This is a genomic window from Flavobacterium sp. YO12 (assembly GCF_004119495.1).
GTDB lineage: Bacteria > Bacteroidota > Bacteroidia > Flavobacteriales > Flavobacteriaceae > Flavobacterium.
The window spans coordinates 106,224-125,668 of sequence record NZ_NRQU01000002.1; the positions used below are offsets into that span (position 1 = coordinate 106,224).

Consider the following 19,445-nt stretch of genomic DNA (forward strand, 5'->3'; position numbering starts at 1 on the left):
GATGTTTATATTAATGTGCCTTCAGTTTTTCGAAAGTAGTAGTCAATGATTTCTTTGCTTTAGTTAAAGCGCCGCTAAAAGCTTTTTCGAGTGTATCGGCATGTTCTGTTACGGTAATAGGCTGTAATTTTACAGGACGAACTTCGATTACACATTTTTTATCGTTTACACTAAATTTTTCTCCATTTTCATCTCCAAAATGTACTTCAATGCGGGTAATTTTATCTTCAAAACGAGCTAAACCTTTTTCTAATTCTTCAGAAAAATAAGCTGCTAATCTTTCGTGTCCTTCGATGTTCTTGTCGGTATTGATTTGAATTTTCATATCGGTTTATATTTAATGATTGTTTCTCAAAGCTATCTTTTTTAGCGCAAAAAGCCAAAGAGATTAGTAAAATATTATGAAAAAAATATACGATTTATCGTCTTGTTTGTCATTCCGATCCCGAGGCTTCGGGAGAGGAATCTTCGCAAGTAACTTTACAAGAGTAAACAAACTAAATTGTAAGAAAATCACATAATCTGCTCAGGTTTTTTAATATATTTGCAGTCCTAAACATCGAGAATATGAACACAACAAAACTTTTTGCCCGTATGGTACGCTGGCGGTATTGGAAACAACCACAACGCGTTCTCGAAGGCGTAGGACAGCTAACCCATACGGGTTTTATATTTCCTAAATTTCGAGATTATGAGTACAAACACGCTTTCAAAAGAAACCGAATTGCGGTTAGCCAATTTTTTCAACCAAACAGTTGATCCCAAAAGTCTGGCAAAAGCAATCCGACAAATCAATTATTTAATTGCTTTAAGTATAATTCGGGATTGTGAAACATTCGAAACCGAGAAAATAAACCTCGAAAAAGGTTATTATTGGCTCAATGAATTAGCCGAGATTTTAAATCCTTATTTTGAGGTTGAGAATTAAGAAAATGAAAAAGCCACTGATGAAGTGGCTTTTTTTTGTTTTTCCAATATCTAGGTTTTAATTATAATGCTGTTTGTTTATTAAAAATCGTATCCAAATGATATTCTAGAAACTCTTTTCGCGGCGCAATATGAGGAGATTTTATTTTTTGATTTTCAATTAAACTAAAATATTTATCGAAAAATTCTGTTCCTTTTTTCTTCTTAAGTGTTTCCGAAAATATTATTTCATGATTTGTACTTATTCCGATCAAACCTTTGTCAAATGCTTTATCATAAAGAGCAGAGAAACAAATTCCATTTTGGATATTTAATCTTTCTTTTTCATTTTTTGACCAAGGAACAATATGACTAGCAAATAGTAATTCAGGAATGTCAATTCCTGTTATTGCACATTTGGATGAATAGTTTGTTAAGACCATTTTTCGAAACACACATTGATTTACTCTTGATTTGATTTCACGAATAACTGTTTCTCCTTGTAAATCTTTTAGATCTAAAAGAATATTTTCGTATTTATTTTTAATAGATGTATTCTCTTTTTGGGCAATAATTTCCTCACTCATAAATAATAATTCTTCTCTATTATTGAAGAATTCATCCCAAATAGACTGAATTTTTTTTCCGCCATTTTGCAAGCCTCCCGCACCTCTTTGTTGATGATATGGATCAACGCTGGCAAAGTTGGCTAATCTAATAGATATTGAACTCGGGGTTCGGTTTATTAAATTGCCTAATTTAATTACATCTGGATTTTGATGATTGATTTTTTTGTATTCAATTGTAAGATATAAATTTAGAGCAACGATAAATTCCTCTCGTGTCCAAAGTCTGGTTTTGGTTTTTGGTTGTGGCATTTATAATTTGTTTACAGTAAATGTAAAAAATATGTATTATAGAATCATTTTTTAAATGATAAAAACGGCAGTGATTTTTACTTTTCTTTATCCTTCTTCCCCCACTTAATTTTCATTTTTCCATTATCATCAAGAGCGATTAAATGCAGGACAATTCCGCGTTCGCGAACAGCATCGCGCTCGGCTTTGCTGGCGAGTTTGGCGTCGTTTTTAGAGTTTCGAAGCGGGATTGTTAAGGCGAGATTGGTTCCTCGTCCAAAAGAGTAAATTCCATCAACATCAATGTTCAGTACGCTGGAACTTATCGTTAAATTGTTTACGTCTACTTGCTCGCCGCGCATGTTAAGATGACCGGACAAATCGCTGAAAGTGATATTCTCGACATCACGAAAAGGAAAAGCAAATTTACCAACTTTTACAATTGGCTGAAAATTTACCAAAGCACCTTGATTAACATTAAAATCGAGTTTTCCGTGCATCGAATTGGTGATTAATTCTCCGTGACTATTAATAAAACCATTTACATTGGCAGTGCTTGTAAGGCGTCCTTTAATGTTGTTTGGACTGAAAGATTTGATTCCGAAATTGTTAAACGATTTTAGGAAACTTGCAATGTCAACTCGATTAACCTGTGCGTTTGAGCTAAAAGCGTAGTTGTTTCCGCTTGGTTTTATTTCGCTGTTAAAAGTTATACTGCCGCCCGAAGTTTGCAGTGAGCCATTTTTTATAAGCAGTCTCGAATCGATCATTTGGATGCGTGCCGTTGTATTTGTGGCGGTTAGTTTATTGTAATTTATTTTGTCCGCTTTAATGTCAATAACAACGGCGCATTTCTCGATTACAGTTCGCAAATGGTTTGAGATCGTTGGTTTTTTATTTTTAACAGCGGTTTTGCTTTTTTTGAGAAGCAGTTAAAACGCCCAGAAATTGTTTAAGATCAATATTTGGGCAATAAATGTTCCAGTTTACAACCATTTTTTCGGGAGCATCATAGTATAGATTTAAGAAATTATCAATTTTACCATCAATAATAATAGAGTTTTTATTGTGTTTGTAAGTGATTTTTTTAATTAGTAAAGCCTGTTCAGTAAAGTCAAGCTGCACGTTTACTTTTTCGGCATGAATTTTTTTCGGAATAAAATCAAACGAAGTGTTTTCGACATTTATACTCCCAATAAATTTAGGTTTGTTGATGTATAAATCGACAATGTCAAACTGAAAGTTCAAATTGGCTTTTGCATGACCTTCAGAAAAATGAATCCATTTGTCATTGCTTACTTCATTTAGTTTTTCGACATCAAAATCAGAATTTACAGTTCCAGTTGCAATAGGTTTTTCAAGATTATTGATAGATAATTGCGGAATTGAAAGCGGAATATTTTGATATTCTCCAGAAAATCGAGTTAAAATTACAGCTGAATTCGGATCATTAAAACCTTCCTTCGGCTTGAAATTATTGGTAAAAATTCCTTTAAAATTGCATTTCTTAATTTGTCCGTCAGGAATCGTGAGCTCATTGTTTTTGCACATTGCCTGCACCACTATTTTAGGATCGTCATGCACGTTTAAATCTCCTTTTAGATCACAGTTTACAGCAATGGGCTCTTTTAAATCAAATCGGTTAAGTTTAGAACTGATATTTGCCGATAATAAATTTGATGCATTGCTCCATAAAATATGAGTGTCTATGTTGATTCCAAAAAGCGAATTGGTTTTTCCGATATTAAAATATGCCACAATATCAAACGAATCTGTGCCTATTTTTAAACCTTTGGTTACAATGTCAATTTTCTGTTTGTTTGCAGAATACGATACATTCAAAGTTCCTTTTAGTTCCTTTTGCTTAGCAAAACTTCCGTGAACGGTATTAAAAGCAAGACTGTTTATTTGAGTGTCTAAAAACAAGTCAGTACTCCAATCGTCTCCATCGTAATTTACTTTAGAGTTTAAATTGTGAACATCAAAATCAAACAATTTATTTCCGAGTTGGTTATTTATGGTAACCCGAACATTGCTGAGGTCGATTTGATCAATTGTAGTTTCAGTTTCAGATTTCTTTTGCGGATCTTTTTTCTTTTTTGGTTTAAAAATATCCGAATTTGTATAACCGTCTTTCGTTTTATAGATGTAAATATCAGCGTCGTTAATGAGGATTTTATGAATATTAACTTCATGATGCAATAAACTCCAGATATTTAGTCGGGCTTCAATTTCTTTGGCTTTTAATAAAGTATGATGATGAGTATTCCATTTTTTGTCTTTGAGCTCGATATCATTTAAGGCTAAAGTGAAATTAGGAAAACCAGTTAAAAATTTATAGTGAAAGTCGCCAATATGAAAGTCGCCATTTATATTTTCGTTGATTTTGGCGTTTACTTTGGCAATAATTTCGGTTTTATTTCTGTTGAAATAGATCGATAATCCTCCGCAGGCAATTAAAAGCAATGCTATAAGTCCCAAAATAAAATAACCAAAGCGCTTAGCATATTTTTTAAAACCAACCGATTGAAAAAAGTTTTTTATTTGTTGCAAAGTTTCTCTCATCTGGATAAATTTTTCTGGATCATTAAAGATAAGCTAAAAAAGAATGTTATTCTTAAAAAGATTACAGTAAGCTAATTGTAAGTTTAAATTGATAAAATTGGATTTTAATTACTGATATAATTAAAGACAATACATTTATAATGAAAACTAATTTACGAATGATGTTTCATTTGTTTTAAATTTTTAAATTTGTACTCTAGTTTGAAACATAACAATTCAGACGATAATTTTAAAAGATAAGAAATTATGGCATTAGCAATAACAGATGCTACTTTTGATGAAGTAGTTTTAAAATCAGATAAACCAGTAATGGTAGATTTTTGGGCAGCATGGTGTGGTCCTTGTAGAATGGTTGGTCCAATCATTGACCAATTAAGCGATGAGTACGCAGGAAAAGTAGTTGTTGGTAAAGTAGATGTAGATGCAAACCAAGAATTCGCTGCAAAATATGGTGTGCGTAACATACCAACCGTTTTGGTGTTTCATAACGGTGAAGTAGTAGGAAAACAAGTAGGAGTAGCTCCGAAACAAACCTACGCAGATAGTTTAGACGCTTTGTTGTAATCGTAAGATTATGATTTATATAAAAGAGGTTTGGCGAAAGTCAAACCTTTTTTATTTGAGTTTTTTTGCCGCGAATTTCACTAATTTCCACAAATTAAATTTTTTGCTTGAGTTTTCATTACTCCCGATAACTATCGCGAGTGGCAAACATTTTAAATTAATTCGTGGAAATTAGTGAAATTCGTGGCAAACATTTTTTATTTTTAACGAATCTTATATTCCTTAAAAAATGAAAAATCTATACACCTTTCTTTGCTTTGTTATGTTGATTCCAAGTTGTTTTTCGCAATCAAAAGAAAAAGAAAGTGCAATTTTAGAAAGTGGTGTTTCAGAGCAATTGGCACAATTTCGAAAAAAACAAATTTCAGATGTTCAATATAATTTGTCTTTTGAGATTCCCAATCAAAAAGAAGAAAATATAAATGCTCATTTGATTGTAAATTTAAATTTGACTGATCTAAGTCAGCCCTTGCTTTTAGATTTTAAAGAAAAAACGTTAAACATAAAATCAGTTGCCGTAAACGGAAAAAGCATGGCAATTGTTCACGAAAAAGGACATATTGTAATTTCTCCCTTAGCTTTAATTATGGGAAAAAATACAATCTTGATATCCTTCATTGCAGGTAATTTATCGTTGAATAGAAATGATGATTTTCTCTATACTCTATTAGTTCCAGATCGTGCAAGTACTTTGTTTCCGTGTTTTGATCAGCCAGACATAAAAGCGACTTATAAATTGAGTCTTACTGTACCAAAAGATTGGTCGGTTTTGGCTGGAGCCGATGTAAAAGAGAAATTAGAAAAAGGCGATTTTACTTTGTACACTTTTGGAGAATCAGATAAAATGAGTACCTATTTGTTTTCTTTTGTTGCCGGAAAATTCAAAAGTACCACGCAAAAACCAGGTTTAGAAATGACAATGCTGTATCGTGAAAACAGTCAGGAAAAATTTCGCGTAAGCGCCGATACTATTTTTAATTTGCATCAACAATCTTTAAACTTTTTAGAAAAATACACCAATTATAAATTCCCTTTTCAAAAGTTAGACTTTGCTTCAATTCCTGTTTTTCAGTATGGCGGAATGGAGCATGTTGGCGCAATTCAATACCGAGAATCAACTTTATTTCTGGACAACAGCGCAACCGACAGCGAGAAATTAAACCGAGCGAAACTCATTGCACACGAAACCTCGCATATGTGGTTTGGTGATTTGGTAACCATGAAATGGTTTGACGATGTTTGGATGAAAGAGGTTTTTGCCAACTTCATGGCAGATAAAATCATGAATCCTATTTTTCCGAAAGTCAATCATAATTTACAGTTTTTCACAGCCCATTATGCCACCGCTTACGCAGAAGATCGATCTTTGGGAACACATCCGATAAAGCAGCATTTGGCGAATTTAAAAAATGCAGGTTCGCTTTACGGTGCTATTATTTACAACAAAGCACCAATTATGATGCGCCAGTTAGAAGCTTCGATGGGAAAGGAAGCTTTTCAGAAAGGAATCCAAAAATACATTCAAAAATACGCCAATGATAATGCCGACTGGAATAATCTTGTAGAAATTCTGGATGCCGAGACGCCTCTTGATATGAAAAAATGGAGCGAAGTTTGGGTAAACAAATCCGGAAGAGCCATTTTTACAGATAAGATTGAATACGACTCTAAAAACAGAATCAAGAAATTTGAAATTCAACAACAAGCAGAAGATAAATCCGATAATGTTTGGCCGCAAATTTTTCAGATTGGTTTTGTTTATGCAGATAATGTAAAAGTTTTAACAGCGAATATTAAAGAGCAAAATCTGATTTTAAAAGAAGCAGTTGGACTTGAAAAACCACTTTCTATTGTTTACAATTATAATGGTTTTGGATACGGTGTTTTTCCGCTTGACGAGAATAATTTAAAGTATATCGCAACGCTGAAAGATGAGGTTGCAAGAGCATCGAGTTATAGTAATCTTTATGAAAACACATTGATTGGAAATATCTCGCCAGATAAGGCTTATGATTGCTTTTTAAAAGGGATTCAGACAGAAGAAAACGAATTGGTTTTGAGAATTGCCTCAAATAATTTGAATACTATTTATTGGAGATTATTTACCGAAAAACAACAAAATAAAGTTCAGAAACAACTTGAAACAGTTTTGAATGAACGTTTGCAGGCGAATTTATCGGCAAATATTAAAAAGACTTTATTCGGATTGTTCAGTTCGATTGCCTATTCAGATTCGGCGAAAGCTAAATTATATCAGATTTGGAATAAGGAAATTGTAATTCCTGGTTTAAAATTAAATGAAGATGATTTTACCAATATGGCAATGAACTTGGCGATTTTTAAACATGAAAAAGCCGACGAAATTCTGGAAAAAACAAGAACAACAATCTCAAATCCTGATAAACAAAAGCGTTTTGCGTTTCTGCTTCCATCATTGTCAAAAGACGAATCAGTTCGAAATGCCTTTATGGAATCTTTAAAAGACGATTCAAACCGCGAAAAAGAATCGTGGGTTTCGGCTGGTTTGAGTAATATTCACCATCCGCTTCGTCAGGAAAGTGCGCAAAAGTATATTAGATTTTCATTAGATTTAGTCGATGAAATTCAGCGCACGGGCGATATTTTCTTCCCGAAAGATTGGCTTGATAATACCGTTGGGAGATATTCGTCTAAATTTGCTTTTGATGAAGTGCAGCGATTCTTAAAAGAAAATCCTAATTTTAGTCCGATCTTGAAGCGTAAATTATTTATGGCGACAGATTTGCTTTATAAAGCTCAAAACATTAAAAAAGAAACCGAATGAAAATCGAATCGGAAATAGAGAAAGTCTCCAGTTTTCAACATCTTGAAATGCTGGCGAATCAGGTTGTGGAAGGTTTTATATCCGGAATGCACAAGAGTCCGTTTCATGGATTTTCGGCTGAATTTGCTGAACATAAAGTGTATAATGCAGGCGAAAGCACTAAACATATCGATTGGAAATTGTTTGCTAAAACAGATCGTTTATACACAAAACGTTTTGAGGAAGAAACTAATTTACGCTGTCATTTAATTGTCGATAATTCGTCGTCGATGCATTATCCAGAATTAAAATCAGATCAGCCATTTTATGAAAAAAAGATTGGTTTTGCAGTTTTGGCGTCGGCGGTTTTAATGAATATTTTAAAGAAACAGCGCGATGCTGTTGGTTTAAGCGTTTTCTCTGATAAATACGAATATTATGCTCCAGAAAAAGGAAGCGATCGTCATCATAGAATGCTTTTAAACAAACTGGAAGAATTATTGGTTCAGCCAAAAGTCAAAAAAACGACCAATACAATTACCTATTTGCATCAAATAGCAGAGAAAATGCATCGCCGTTCGATGATCATTTTGTTTACAGATATGTTTCAGACCGAAGATGACGAAAAGCTTTTTAACGCTTTGCAGCATCTAAAGCATAATAAACATAAAGTAGTTTTGTTTCATGTCGTTGATAATGAAACGGAGTTAAAATTTGATTTTGACAACGCGCCAAGAAAGTTTATCGACTTAGAATCAGGAGAAGAGGTTTCTATTTTTGCTGATAATGTTAAAATTGAATATGAAAAAAGGGTAGAGGCCTATTTTAAAAACTTGGCTTTAACCTGTGCAAAGAACCAAATTAAGTACGTTCCGGTGAATGTTGGCGATAATTTTGAAAAAATATTGACAACATATTTGGTTGAAAAACAAAACTTTGGATAAATATTTAAAAATTTATTTCATTTTTTTTACAAAAACACTTGCAGAAATGAAATTCTGTACTATCTTTGCAACCGCAATAACGCAGAGGTTTGGTAGTTCAGTTGGTTAGAATACATGCCTGTCACGCATGGGGTCGCGGGTTCGAGTCCCGTCCAGACCGCAATATTGGGAAAAGCCTTTCTTAACGGAAAGGCTTTTTTGCCCAAATACGGTATCTAAGATTAGTTGTGTTGTTTTGCTACGACTTTGTAACTCGTAGCTGGTTTAGTAGTTAGACCAATGAAAAGCTTTCCACTTTTGTGGATGGCTTTTTTGATTTAAGACACTTTTGGTTTTTGTTTTTTAACCGCAAAGAACGCTAAGATTTACGCAAAGTCCGCAAAGTTTTTTTAAGCTTTGCGGATTTTGTATTTTATTGTAATTCTAATTTTATCATACAGTTTGTCATTTCGACGAAGGAGAAATCTCCGCAAGTAACTCTACAAAGGTTTTTCATTCATTATATTAAAATATAGCCCGTGGTTTCAACCACGGGAACACAATGTGTATAAATACGTCTCCCGTGGTTAAAACCACGAGCTATGTTTAAAAACGAGATAAATAATACTACATGAAAAGCTTTTGTCAAAGTTTCAAACTTTGACAAAGGTCGAAAGATTAAAGAACTTTGCGCTCTTCCCGGTTAAAAAGAAAGAAAGTTCTTCTTTTTTGTTTTAAAAGTGAGATTTTAAAATATTGGAATTAAGCTAATTAAAAATTTCTCGATTTTTATTCCTAAAAACCCTTGCAGAAACGAAATTCTGTTGTATTTTTGCACTCGCAATAACGCAGGGTTTGGTAGTTCAGTTGGTTAGAATACATGCCTGTCACGCATGGGGTCGCGGGTTCGAGTCCCGTCCAGACCGCCTAAGTTGTTAAAAGCCTTTCTTAACAGAAAGGCTTTTTTGTTTTTAGGTTTAACCGCAAAGTTTTGTATTGATCAGTTTGATTTGTCATTTCGACCGAAGGGAGAAATCGCACGAGAAATTCCGTAAAGTGTATCTTCCAATTTTTGGCGACCAACTAGTGTGATTTCTCCCTTCGGTCGAAATGACAAACGTTGTGGTTATCACAATTTATTTCTTCTTATCTTTAATATCACAAAATTCTCCGTATTAAGTTTCAATGGAACATTCTGGTCAGAAATTAGATAAATATTACATCAAGAAAGTAGATGCCGATAAAAAAAGCATTTATTGCCACCACGATTTGATGGGCGAATTGTTTGTGCCGCCGCATCGACACATTAAAGCACAATTGCTGTATGCTGAAGGCGATGTCGTTTTTGTAACGACTGAGACCAAAACCTATTTTTTACCCGCAAGACATTTTATCTGGATTCCGAGTGGAGTGGAGCACAGCATCGAGCCAAAATCTGAAAGTGTTACGATGCGAAATTTGTATTTTCCAGTAGAAAAAGACGAAGACGACTTTTATAAAGTAGAAGGAATTTATCCAGTTAATAATTTACTGCTGCAAATGATGCTTTTTACCAATCGATGGAATGGTGATCTTAAAAAGGGAACTCCGAATTTTGCTATTGCCAAAGCCATAAAAGCGATTCTCCCGCAAATATGTACTAATAATTTACCTTTAGAACTGCCGCAGCCAAAAGATAAACGACTTAGTAAAATTCTGCGTTATATCGAGAATAATCTTGGCGAAACAATTCTCTTTGCTGATGTTGCCCATGAATTTGGTTACAGCGAACGCTCTTTGTATCGCTTGTTTCAAAAAGATCTTAATATGTCTTTTATTCAATATTATACCATTCGCCGAATTTTAAAAGCAATCGAACTTTTGTTAGAAAGAAAACTTTCGGTAAAAGAGGTAGCCGAAGAAGTTGGTTATAATAGTGTTCCAACGTTCAGTAATACATTCTTCAAGATTTTAGGTCAAAGACCTTCCGATTATCTAAATGGCGAGGAGATTTTGGAGAGAAAATGATTTATTTTTTTCTCTCGCAGATTTGGCAGATTGCGCAGATTTTCACTTCAACATATTAATTATCTGTATAATCTGCCAAATCTGCGAGAGAATTTGAAAAATAATCACAATTCAAATTTATTTTGTAATAAATTGTTTTCCAGTGTTTTAATATAACGTTTTCGGAAAATTCGATTTTAACATTTGTCCGAAATGAATATGTTCTTGGCTTTTTAGAATTATCAGTCAACGGAAAAATGAAGGAACTTTGCAGCATAAAATATTTATTTATTCATGTTCCTTAAAACAACAAATTCTACAGACGACTGTTTTCCCAGAATCCTGCTGTTATTCTTAATTGTATTAACATTCAATGGCTTACAAGCGCAGGAAGTTCATTCGGTTTCATTACAAGAAGCTTTGAAACTGGCTAGAGAAAACAACAAAAAAATCCTTAGATCTCAATTGGAGGTCACGCTCTCAGAGCAAAACATCAAAGAAAGAAAAGAACTTCGACTGCCCGATGTACAGCTAAACGGCATGTATTCGAGAATTACGAATATTACTGAATTCAAAGGAAGCGGCTTCTTGAATGGTAAAGAAGTAACAAAGGCAATCCCTGAAATTTATGAGGTCAATTCGACTTTTAAAATGCCAATTTATGCTGGAAATAAGATTAATAATGCCATTAAAATTGCAAATCAGGAAAACGAAATTGCGAAAATAAAAACCGAAAAGGTTGAAAATGACATCGAACTGGAAGTTGTAGCCAACTATCTGGCGATTTATAAAATGATGGAACTTCAAAAGATTTTTGAAGAAAACATCAAAGAAGAAAAAAGCCGACTGAAAGAAGTACAATCGCTTCAAAAACATGGAACGGTTACGAAAAACGAAGTTATTCGTGCCGAATTACAGCTTTCAGATCGCGAATTGAATGCGTTAACTAACTCCAAAAACATTAAAATCGCACTTCACGATCTGAAAACTTTAATTCAGATTCCTGAAAACGAGGAAATAGCAATTGACACAACATCAAGTTTAGACGAAATGAGCGGTTTAGATCCGTACGATTATTATATGACTAAAGCGTTGCAAAACGAAGAAATGCGTATTGCGAGCCAGGAATTAAGTATCAGTAAAACAGAACTGAAACTGGTTAAAGGAAATTATCTGCCAAGCGTTCATTTCTTTGGGAATTATGGTTTTTATTATCCTAACTATAAATTCTTTCCGCCAAATCCGTATTTGTATACTTTGGGACAAGTAGGAATCGAAGCGACTTTTGATCTTTCGTCTTTGTATAAAAACAAAACGAAAATGGAACAGGCGAATACCAAAATCAGATGGCAGGAAATGCAGTCAGAAATTGTGAAAGAAGAAATTCAGGACAAGCTGTATAAAGAACATACACAATATCAAGAAATCCTTGAAAAATTTGTGGTGGTCGACAAAGCGTTGGATTTAGCCAATGAAAATTACCGAATCGTAAAAGTGAAATACTTAAACCAATTAGTTTTAATAACCGAAATGGTCGATGCTGATAATGCGTTACTTCAGGCGAAATACAACAAAATTTCTACTCATTTAGATGCGGTTTTAAAACATTATGAATTGCTTCATACGGCTGGGATTATGCCTCAGAGTTAGATAGTTTTAGACTTGATAGAAGAAAGAAGCATGAGAATAGAGTAAAGATATAGATTTTCAGTTCCGGAAGAACGATTCATATTGTAGCGCCGGATTTTAATCTGGGGGAGAATAATTAAAGATATAAAGTTTATGGTTAAGATAAAAAATGAAACTAGAAGAAACAGAACGTTTCATATATTAATAACAATTATTGCGTGTACGCTTGTGGTAAGCGGGGTTATTTTAGGAATTTGGTTTTATGTATTCAATAGAAATCATGAAGAAACCAATGATGCGCAGGTCGAACAATACGTAACGCCAATTATGTCGCGTATTACAGGTTATGTGCAGGAAGTTCGTTTTAACGAAAATCAGTTTGTGCATAAGGGTGATACTTTGGTTGTGATTGACAATCGCGAATACAAATCAAAATTGAATGTGGCTCTTGCCGATGTTCAAAACGCGCAGCAAAACAGTGTTGTGGCGCAGAAAAATGCAGTTACAACAGCAAGTGCAACGGCTATTAACGAATCGCAATTAGAAGGCGCAAAATCGAATCTTTGGAAAACAAAACTGGAATACGAAAGATATAAAGCTTTGGTAAAAGATGAAGCTGCAACTTCTCAGCAATTAGAAAAAGTAAAAGCAGATTACGAATCGGCGCAGGCGCATTTTCAGGAAATGAAAAACAGAATTCATTCTGCGACTTTAAGTACTTCTGTTGCTGAAGCAAATGTTCCAACAACGCAAACCAATATTGCTTCCAAACAAGCTGTGGCTGATAATGCTGCGTTATTTCTTTCGTACACTGTAATTACGGCACCTTACGACGGCTGGGTTGGAAAACGAACTTTACAGTCTGGACAATTGGTAAAAGAAGGTCAGTCTTTATTATCAATTGTAAGCAAAGAAAAATGGATTACAGCCAATTTTAAAGAAACACAATTGCAATATTTAACTGTTGGGCAGGATGTTGAAATAAAAGCCGATGCCGTAAGCGACAAAACATTTATTGGTACAATTGCTTCTTTATCTCCAGCGAGTGGGGCAAGATTTTCATTGCTTCCTCCAGATAATGCAACAGGAAACTTCGTAAAAATCGAGCAAAGAATTCCGGTTAGAATTCAGTTAAAAAACACTGACAAACAGGCTGATTTTTTAAGAGCGGGAATGAATATTACTGTGATCGCAGCGCACTAAAATGGAAGATAAAAGTATTTTTAAATCCTGGGTTCCAAAATGGGCAATCATTATTATTTTGTTTGTCTGCCTTTTGCATTCTATGATTTTATTGGGAGTTTACACTTCAAACGTAACGTACGCGGCAAGTTTTCTGGACATTGAGCCCGAAGATTTGCAGTTTGCGATGTGCGTTACGTACGGAACTTTGCTCGCGACGATTTTGATAGAAAGTAGGTTTTCGAGTTTTTTCCCTGCAAAAAACTACCTGATGGCGGTTTATTCCTTAATCGGGATTACGATTGTTTCATCAGCATATATTACCAATTTTTATCTTTTTTTAATGCTGAGAATCGCCGAGGGAATCCTGATGGCGCTTCCGGTAATTACAATAAGACAATTGTTGATTGAGCAGTTTAATTCTAAAAATGCCATTATTATTGGGTTTTCGTTTTATTACGGTTCGCTGTTATTGTCAACGCCTTTTATTATGAATATTGCAGTTTGGTTTCTGGATCATTACGATTGGAAATACATGCTCTATGTTTCGGGCGGATTACAGGTTTTGAATGTCTTTTTAATCTTAGTTACTTTTCGTGGGCACCGAATCACAAAGAAAATTCCGTTGTATCAAATCGATTGGATGAGTTATTTTTTGGTTTTAACTGCCATTCTTTGCGGTGCTTACTTTTTTGTTTATGCCGAGAAAAAATATTGGTTTGATTCCTCTCAAATGGTTCTAACCTTAATGATTGCTTTAATCACGGGAGGTTTGTTCATCTTTAAAGAACTTTTGGTAAAAAGACCAACCTTTGATTTTGAAGTTTTTAAATACGCCAATCTCCGAATCGGATTTTTATTGTTTTTCCTTTTTTATATCAGCAGAGCAACGCTGAGTCTTTGTCATTCGGCAATGTTTTCGATTTGGAATTGGGATCCGTCGCGTGTTGCGGGTGTGCAATACATAAACGGACTAGGAAATGTGATTGGGCTTATTTTAGCGGCATTTTTCCTGATGAAATCGGTTTCTACCAAAATCATTTTTATGATTGGGTTTACGTTAATTGCCATTTTTCATTTTTGGTTTACGTTTCTTTTTGTACCAGATGTAGCTTTGTCTGATATTATTATTCCGTATGTTTTACAAGGAATTGGAGTTGGGTTTTTATTCGTTCCTTTAATCTTGTTTACAACATCTTCGGTTCCGGCAAAAATGGCGGTTTCTTCTGGAATTGTTGGGGTTTCAGGTCGTTTTTGGGGAAGCACGATTGGTTTTTGCGTGATGCAGAATGCGGTTGTGTTTTTAAATAAAAAACACTTTTTAAAACTAAGTCAGTTTGTAACGGGTGAAAATCCCGAAGCACAGCAAACTATTGCTTCAACAGCGCAGAGCTTTATGGCAAAAGGATATTCAGTAGATAATGCCAATACTTTGGCGCTGAAAAAAGTCTTCGGAACAGTTGCCAAGCAAGCCACTTTATTGGCCGATATGGAGATTTATACCATTGTAGGTTATGGTTTGGTGGTTTTGATTATTCTAATTGCGTGTAATCAGCATTTGAGACAGACTATGACTTTGGTTAAAAGTAAAATTTGGATTGGTTAGAGAATTAATCTCGCAAAGTCGCAGAGGCGCAAAGATTTTTATTTTTAAAGCCACAGATTAAGAGGATTTAAAAGGATTTTTTTTCACGCAGATTCCGCAGATTTTAGCAGATTTAATTTTATAATTATCTGCGTTTATCTGCTTAAATCTTTTTAAAAATCTGCGTGAAACAAAAAATTTTGCGCCTCTGCGACTTCGCGAGATTCAAAAAAAAACCTTAGCGAATCTCTGCGGAAAATCTCTGCGCAACTCTGCGGAAATAATTATCTTGCAGCCGTTAAAAAAACAAAATATAAAATGAAACAGCAATGTGTAATTTTTGATATGGATGGCGTGATTTCGCACACCAATCCGTATCATGTGAAGGCTTTTGAGGCGTTTTTCGATAAATATAATGTTCCTTATACCAACGAAGAATTTGAAGAACATATGTACGGAAAACACAATAGTTATATCATGTCGCATTTCTTCAAGCGCCCAATTACGGGAGAAGAACTGATAAAACTAGAAGACGAAAAAGAAGGAATGTTTCGTGAAATTTATAAAGACAAAGTCGATACGATTCCACATTATTTGGATTTTTTAAGCGAATTAAAAGCTCGCGGATTTAAAACAGCTGTTGCAACATCGGCGCCGCGTGCGAATTTGGATTTGATTGCAAACGCTTTGAAAATCGCAGACAAAATGGATTCGATGATGTCGAGTGAAGATGTTACACATCATAAACCAAATCCCGAAGTATATTTAGAATCCGCAAAACGTGTTGGCGTTTCTCCGTCTGATTGTGTGGTTTTCGAAGATTCTTTTTCGGGCATTACAGCAGGACTAAATGCAGGAATGAAAGTCGTTGGCGTTTTAAGTACGCATACAAAAGAACAACTTCCACCATGTAGTTTTTATATTAATGATTACAGCGAAGTTAATGTCGATAAAGTTTTGGAATTATTAAATAGCTAAAATTTTTAAACCATATAAGTAATATAAGTTCATTTTAATAGAACAGACCTTTATCAAAGTTTAAAACTTTGATAAAGGTTTTTTGCATAATTAACCGCAATCTTGTCATTTCGACGAAGGAGAAATCTTCGCGAGAAGCTCTACAAAGATTTGCTTTTTGTTGCGGAGTTACTTTCGAAGATTTCTCCTTCGTCAAAATGACAAACTAGACTTAAAAACAAATAAACGATATGAATTGCCTTCAGTTTTTAACTGGAGTTTTTTTTATGTTTGAAAGGAAAGGCTTTAGTTGAAATTTTCTCCGATTGTAAAGATTGATCTAAAAAACAAGATCATACATTCGGGGAAAATCTTTATTGTATACTAATTTGATTGTATCTCCTATTCTGTATTTGTTTTCTTCGTCAGTATGATAATATGTTATGAATTCTGTATTATTTGCAAAGTATTTGCAATTTATTAGCCAATCTTTTTTTGTTTTTTTTCTATCAATGACTATACACTTTGTTGTTTTTCCATTTGTTTTTAATTCTTTTTCTTGTCTATATTTTTGAAAAAGCCCATATGTTGGCCCAACGATTAATATTGATAAAGCACAAATTCCTAAAGTTTTATTCAGACCTGTTTTTTTGATTTATTGATTTTACAGTCTTGAATAATAAATAGGGTAAGAGTAAAAATATTAATGGAAGTACTGACCAACCTACAACTTTATATTTTGGATAAGCTATTTCTTTAGGGATAAAATACAGAAAGAACAGAAAGAAAAATAAGGATATAAATCTATAAAAGACTATTCTTTTGTGTTTTGATGTCAACATTTATTAGTGAATTTCATATTCTTATTTCAAAGGAAAATCAAGTAATTCTTTAAGATCAATATCTAAAGCATTTGCGATTCGTATAAGGGTTCTTATACCTGTATTTATTTCAGCTCTTTCAATTCTGCCGATCTGATTTTTTGGAATATCACAATCATCAGCTAAAGCTTGCTGTGATAAGCCTTTTTTTTCACGAAGTTGCCTAATGTGAATGCCAAGATTTGCAATAAAAGTTTCTTCTGAAATATTCATATTTCAAAAGTCATAACAATTATTTTTTAATAAGACACAAATTTGTGTTCAAAATCATTACATTTGACTTAAAAAATAAGATAATGATTACAGAAACACTTTCGAAAGAAGTTGAAAATAGATTAAAAGATTTTTTTACTGATATTATCGATCCAAAAGATATGGCAAAATCGATGCGACAAGTAAATTATGCGCTTTCGTTATGTTCCATGCGAGGATGCGAAACCTTAGAATCTGAGTTGTCTAATATCGATGATAATTTTTATTGGCTTAATAAATTAGCTGAAGTTTTAGATCCTTATTTGGATGTGGAGTAAACAAATGATTTAAAACAGAAAGTTATCACAAAGTATTGTCATTTCGAGGAACGAGAAATCGCACTCGGATATGTACAAAGATTAGGGGTTTTCTTTGCGGAGTTTCTAGTGCGATTTCTCGTTCCTCGAAATGACAAAACTATACGGATTTTTAGGATTATTTATAAGTTCAAAATCATTTCTCAGCGGCAATTACTAGTGCGTTACCGTCGATGATTACATCTCCGTCAGGGAATTTTTCATTTACTAAATTAAAAACTTCTTGTTTTATTTTTTCTCTCATTTCATCATCGGCATTGCTGAGCGCAGCGACAAAAGGCGCGGCAATTTCTGTGATCAGATTCCAGTAGACCTCTGCAGTACCGCAGTTTAATTTGCCAGTAAGCTCTGTTTCGGAAGTGTTTTTAAATCCTGCTTGTTTAAAAATATCTGTCAGTAAACCACTTTTCGAACAGCGAAACATTCCTGGAGCTTCGGGCGGAGGAGGAGTGAGCTGCATGTTTCTGTTAATCGTTCCACCAACAGCAGTAACCCAGAAATTTTTCTCAGGTCCGCTCCAGACTGCGGTTGCGATTTTGCCTCCGGGTTTCAGAACTCGATACATTTCTTTTGCTGCTAAAAGCATATCAGGAAAAAACATAAAACCCATTCGGCAGCTTATAGCGTCGAAAGTATTGTCGTAAAAAGGAAGTTCGGTGACATCGCAAGCTTTAAATTCGACATTTGTAATTCCTTTTTTAAAAGCATTTTCACGGGCAATGGTGAGCATATCGTCAGCGAGATCGGTAATAATGACTTTTCCGTCAGAAAGCATCGCAGCAATGCTCAAACCCGGTTCGCCAGTTCCAGCCGCGACATCTAAAATTACGTCTGATCCTTTTGGGTTTATCGAACGAATAATTTCATCGGCAAAAGGCCTCATAAAATCCAGAATTTCATGATCCCATTTTTTCCAGCCTGGAGAAAATTTGTTCCAAGATGCTTTTTGTTGTTCCCGTATTTCTTGAAGTTGTGGTTCCATTTTGTTTATTGTTAGGTTGTTGAAAACGAATTTTATAACCGAAACAAAATTTGGGGAATTTGTTCTGCAATAGGCAAAGAGAAGAGTTTATTGGCAGATTTTTTTGGATTGGCAAAGATACGGAAGAAATCTTTTTGTTGGATTGGATTTGATGTTAATTTATTGGTTGTTAGTGTTTTGATTGTTTTTTATTCGTCAGAATGAATTTTTACAAAGTTTGTCATTTCGACGTAAGGAGAAATCGCACTAGAAACTCCGTAAAGAAAATCGCCAATCTTTGTAGGTATACAAGTGTGATTTCTCCTTACGTCGAAATGACAAGATTGCGGTTACTTTATCTTCAACGGATTAATCCCGATAGCTATCGGGACGGCGCTGCAAAATGAATCATTCTGCTAGAATTTTTAAGTGTTCCATAGGAACAAAATGTATTGTAGGGATGGATTTTAATCCATCTTTGCGGTTAGAATTGCCACAACTTTAATCAAAGCAAAATCTATTTAAACAATTAATGAATAAATTTTTCATTTTACGATTTTCCGTAAAACTGTAAATACATGTCAAACTACATTTGATCATTAATTAATTTAAATAGAAAAAAATGAAAAATTTATTATTAGCAATTGTTTTGGTTTTAGGCTTTAATCTTAATGCACAAATAATTAAGCTTTCAGAGGTTGCAAAACCAGATGAAGTGATTTCTGTAAATATGGGAACTACGAAAATAAATAAGTATGGTGAAATTTATTTTTTAGATATGCCAGACCTAACTTCTGTAAGTGATAAAAGATGGAGCTATGAATTAAAGAAAAGAGAAATGATAGAGATTTATAATGAAGTTTTTAAGACAATGAATAGTGCTGAATATAAAAAAGGGGAACGTTTTGTTTATAGAAATTGGAAAGGAGATTTAGTGGGGATTCTTTATGATAAAACGATGGGGACTAAAAGTATTCAGTTTGTGATAATGCAAAACAAATCAGTGGAGCATATTGGTGGACCGCTTACCTTGAAAAATTTACAAAAATTATTTGGGATAGACGATGTGCAGAAATAGAGCTAAAAACAAAAAAGCTT

At 34.0% G+C, this 19,445-nt stretch carries 17 protein-coding genes and 2 tRNA genes; 13 read left to right on the forward strand and 6 right to left on the reverse strand.

Features of this window, described 5'->3' with window-relative positions; genetic code table 11:
• Positions 1–10: 10 nt before the first annotated feature.
• Complete coding sequence (locus BOW55_RS01120; RefSeq protein WP_129022609.1) at positions 11–325, reverse strand: HPF/RaiA family ribosome-associated protein; 315 nt, start codon at positions 323–325, stop codon at positions 11–13.
• Positions 326–691: 366 nt separating this feature from the next.
• Between BOW55_RS01120 and BOW55_RS01125 the strand changes: the two genes are divergently transcribed.
• On the forward strand, positions 692–928 hold the full coding sequence (locus BOW55_RS01125; protein ID WP_089053779.1) for a hypothetical protein: 237 nt from the start codon (positions 692–694) through the stop codon (positions 926–928).
• 61 nt (positions 929–989) lie between these two features.
• Here BOW55_RS01125 and BOW55_RS01130 read toward each other — a convergent pair whose 3' ends face one another.
• The 3 genes from BOW55_RS01130 to BOW55_RS01135 form a co-directional block, all read right to left on the reverse strand.
• Positions 990–1,784 carry an HNH endonuclease gene (locus BOW55_RS01130; RefSeq protein ID WP_129022610.1) on the reverse strand — a complete coding sequence of 265 codons (795 nt, stop codon included), beginning with the start codon at positions 1,782–1,784 and terminating at the stop codon, positions 990–992.
• 77 nt (positions 1,785–1,861) lie between these two features.
• A complete protein-coding gene (locus BOW55_RS21180; protein WP_241686438.1) occupies positions 1,862–2,635 on the reverse strand; it encodes an AsmA-like C-terminal region-containing protein in 774 nt (257 codons plus the stop codon).
• Between the two features lie 28 nt (positions 2,636–2,663).
• Positions 2,664–4,328: a hypothetical protein gene (locus tag BOW55_RS01135; protein ID WP_241686439.1), complete on the reverse strand. Its 1,665-nt coding sequence runs from the start codon at positions 4,326–4,328 to the stop codon at positions 2,664–2,666.
• A 246-nt stretch (positions 4,329–4,574) separates the two neighbouring features.
• Here BOW55_RS01135 and trxA point away from each other — a divergent pair, with 246 nt between their 5' ends.
• The 10 genes from trxA (at position 4,575) to BOW55_RS01185 (ending at position 15,957) form a co-directional block, all read left to right on the forward strand.
• Positions 4,575–4,892, forward strand: a complete 318-nt coding sequence (gene trxA / locus BOW55_RS01140) for a thioredoxin (protein WP_012023423.1) — start codon at positions 4,575–4,577, stop codon at positions 4,890–4,892.
• A gap of 229 nt (positions 4,893–5,121) precedes the next feature.
• Complete coding sequence (locus BOW55_RS01145; protein ID WP_129022611.1) at positions 5,122–7,695, forward strand: M1 family aminopeptidase; 2,574 nt, start codon at positions 5,122–5,124, stop codon at positions 7,693–7,695.
• Positions 7,692–8,618 (forward strand): DUF58 domain-containing protein, encoded by a 927-nt coding sequence (locus tag BOW55_RS01150; protein ID WP_129022612.1) that lies wholly within the window; start codon positions 7,692–7,694, stop codon positions 8,616–8,618. Before BOW55_RS01145 ends, BOW55_RS01150 begins: the two co-directional genes overlap by 4 nt.
• An 86-nt stretch (positions 8,619–8,704) precedes the next feature.
• Positions 8,705–8,778 (forward strand) — tRNA-Asp (locus BOW55_RS01155).
• A 671-nt stretch (positions 8,779–9,449) separates the two neighbouring features.
• Positions 9,450–9,523 (forward strand) — tRNA-Asp (locus BOW55_RS01160).
• A 259-nt stretch (positions 9,524–9,782) separates the two neighbouring features.
• Positions 9,783–10,604, forward strand: coding sequence for an AraC family transcriptional regulator (locus BOW55_RS01165; RefSeq protein ID WP_129022613.1), 822 nt, complete (start codon positions 9,783–9,785; stop codon positions 10,602–10,604).
• Positions 10,605–10,877: 273 nt separating this feature from the next.
• Positions 10,878–12,233, forward strand: coding sequence for a TolC family protein (locus BOW55_RS01170; protein WP_129022614.1), 1,356 nt, complete (start codon positions 10,878–10,880; stop codon positions 12,231–12,233).
• Positions 12,234–12,365: 132 nt separating this feature from the next.
• Positions 12,366–13,415: an HlyD family secretion protein gene (locus tag BOW55_RS01175; protein WP_129022615.1), complete on the forward strand. Its 1,050-nt coding sequence runs from the start codon at positions 12,366–12,368 to the stop codon at positions 13,413–13,415.
• A gap of 1 nt (position 13,416) precedes the next feature.
• A complete protein-coding gene (locus BOW55_RS01180; protein ID WP_129022616.1) occupies positions 13,417–15,000 on the forward strand; it encodes an MFS transporter in 1,584 nt (527 codons plus the stop codon).
• 297 nt (positions 15,001–15,297) lie between these two features.
• Positions 15,298–15,957: an HAD family phosphatase gene (locus BOW55_RS01185; protein ID WP_129022617.1), complete on the forward strand. Its 660-nt coding sequence runs from the start codon at positions 15,298–15,300 to the stop codon at positions 15,955–15,957.
• Positions 15,958–16,799: 842 nt separating this feature from the next.
• Here BOW55_RS01185 and BOW55_RS01190 read toward each other — a convergent pair.
• Positions 16,800–17,030, reverse strand: a complete 231-nt coding sequence (locus BOW55_RS01190) for a helix-turn-helix domain-containing protein (protein ID WP_129022618.1) — start codon at positions 17,028–17,030, stop codon at positions 16,800–16,802.
• A gap of 83 nt (positions 17,031–17,113) precedes the next feature.
• On the opposite strand from BOW55_RS01190, the gene BOW55_RS01195 reads away from it, so the two are divergent.
• A complete protein-coding gene (locus tag BOW55_RS01195) occupies positions 17,114–17,347 on the forward strand; it encodes a hypothetical protein (protein ID WP_129022619.1) in 234 nt (77 codons plus the stop codon).
• A 175-nt stretch (positions 17,348–17,522) separates the two neighbouring features.
• On the opposite strand, the gene BOW55_RS01200 is transcribed toward BOW55_RS01195, so the two are convergent.
• Entirely contained in the window at positions 17,523–18,368 is an 846-nt protein-coding gene (locus tag BOW55_RS01200) for a class I SAM-dependent methyltransferase (protein ID WP_129022620.1), read from the reverse strand.
• Between the two features lie 601 nt (positions 18,369–18,969).
• Here BOW55_RS01200 and BOW55_RS01205 point away from each other — a divergent pair.
• Entirely contained in the window at positions 18,970–19,425 is a 456-nt protein-coding gene (locus BOW55_RS01205) for a hypothetical protein (RefSeq protein WP_129022621.1), read from the forward strand.
• Positions 19,426–19,445 lie beyond the last annotated feature (20 nt).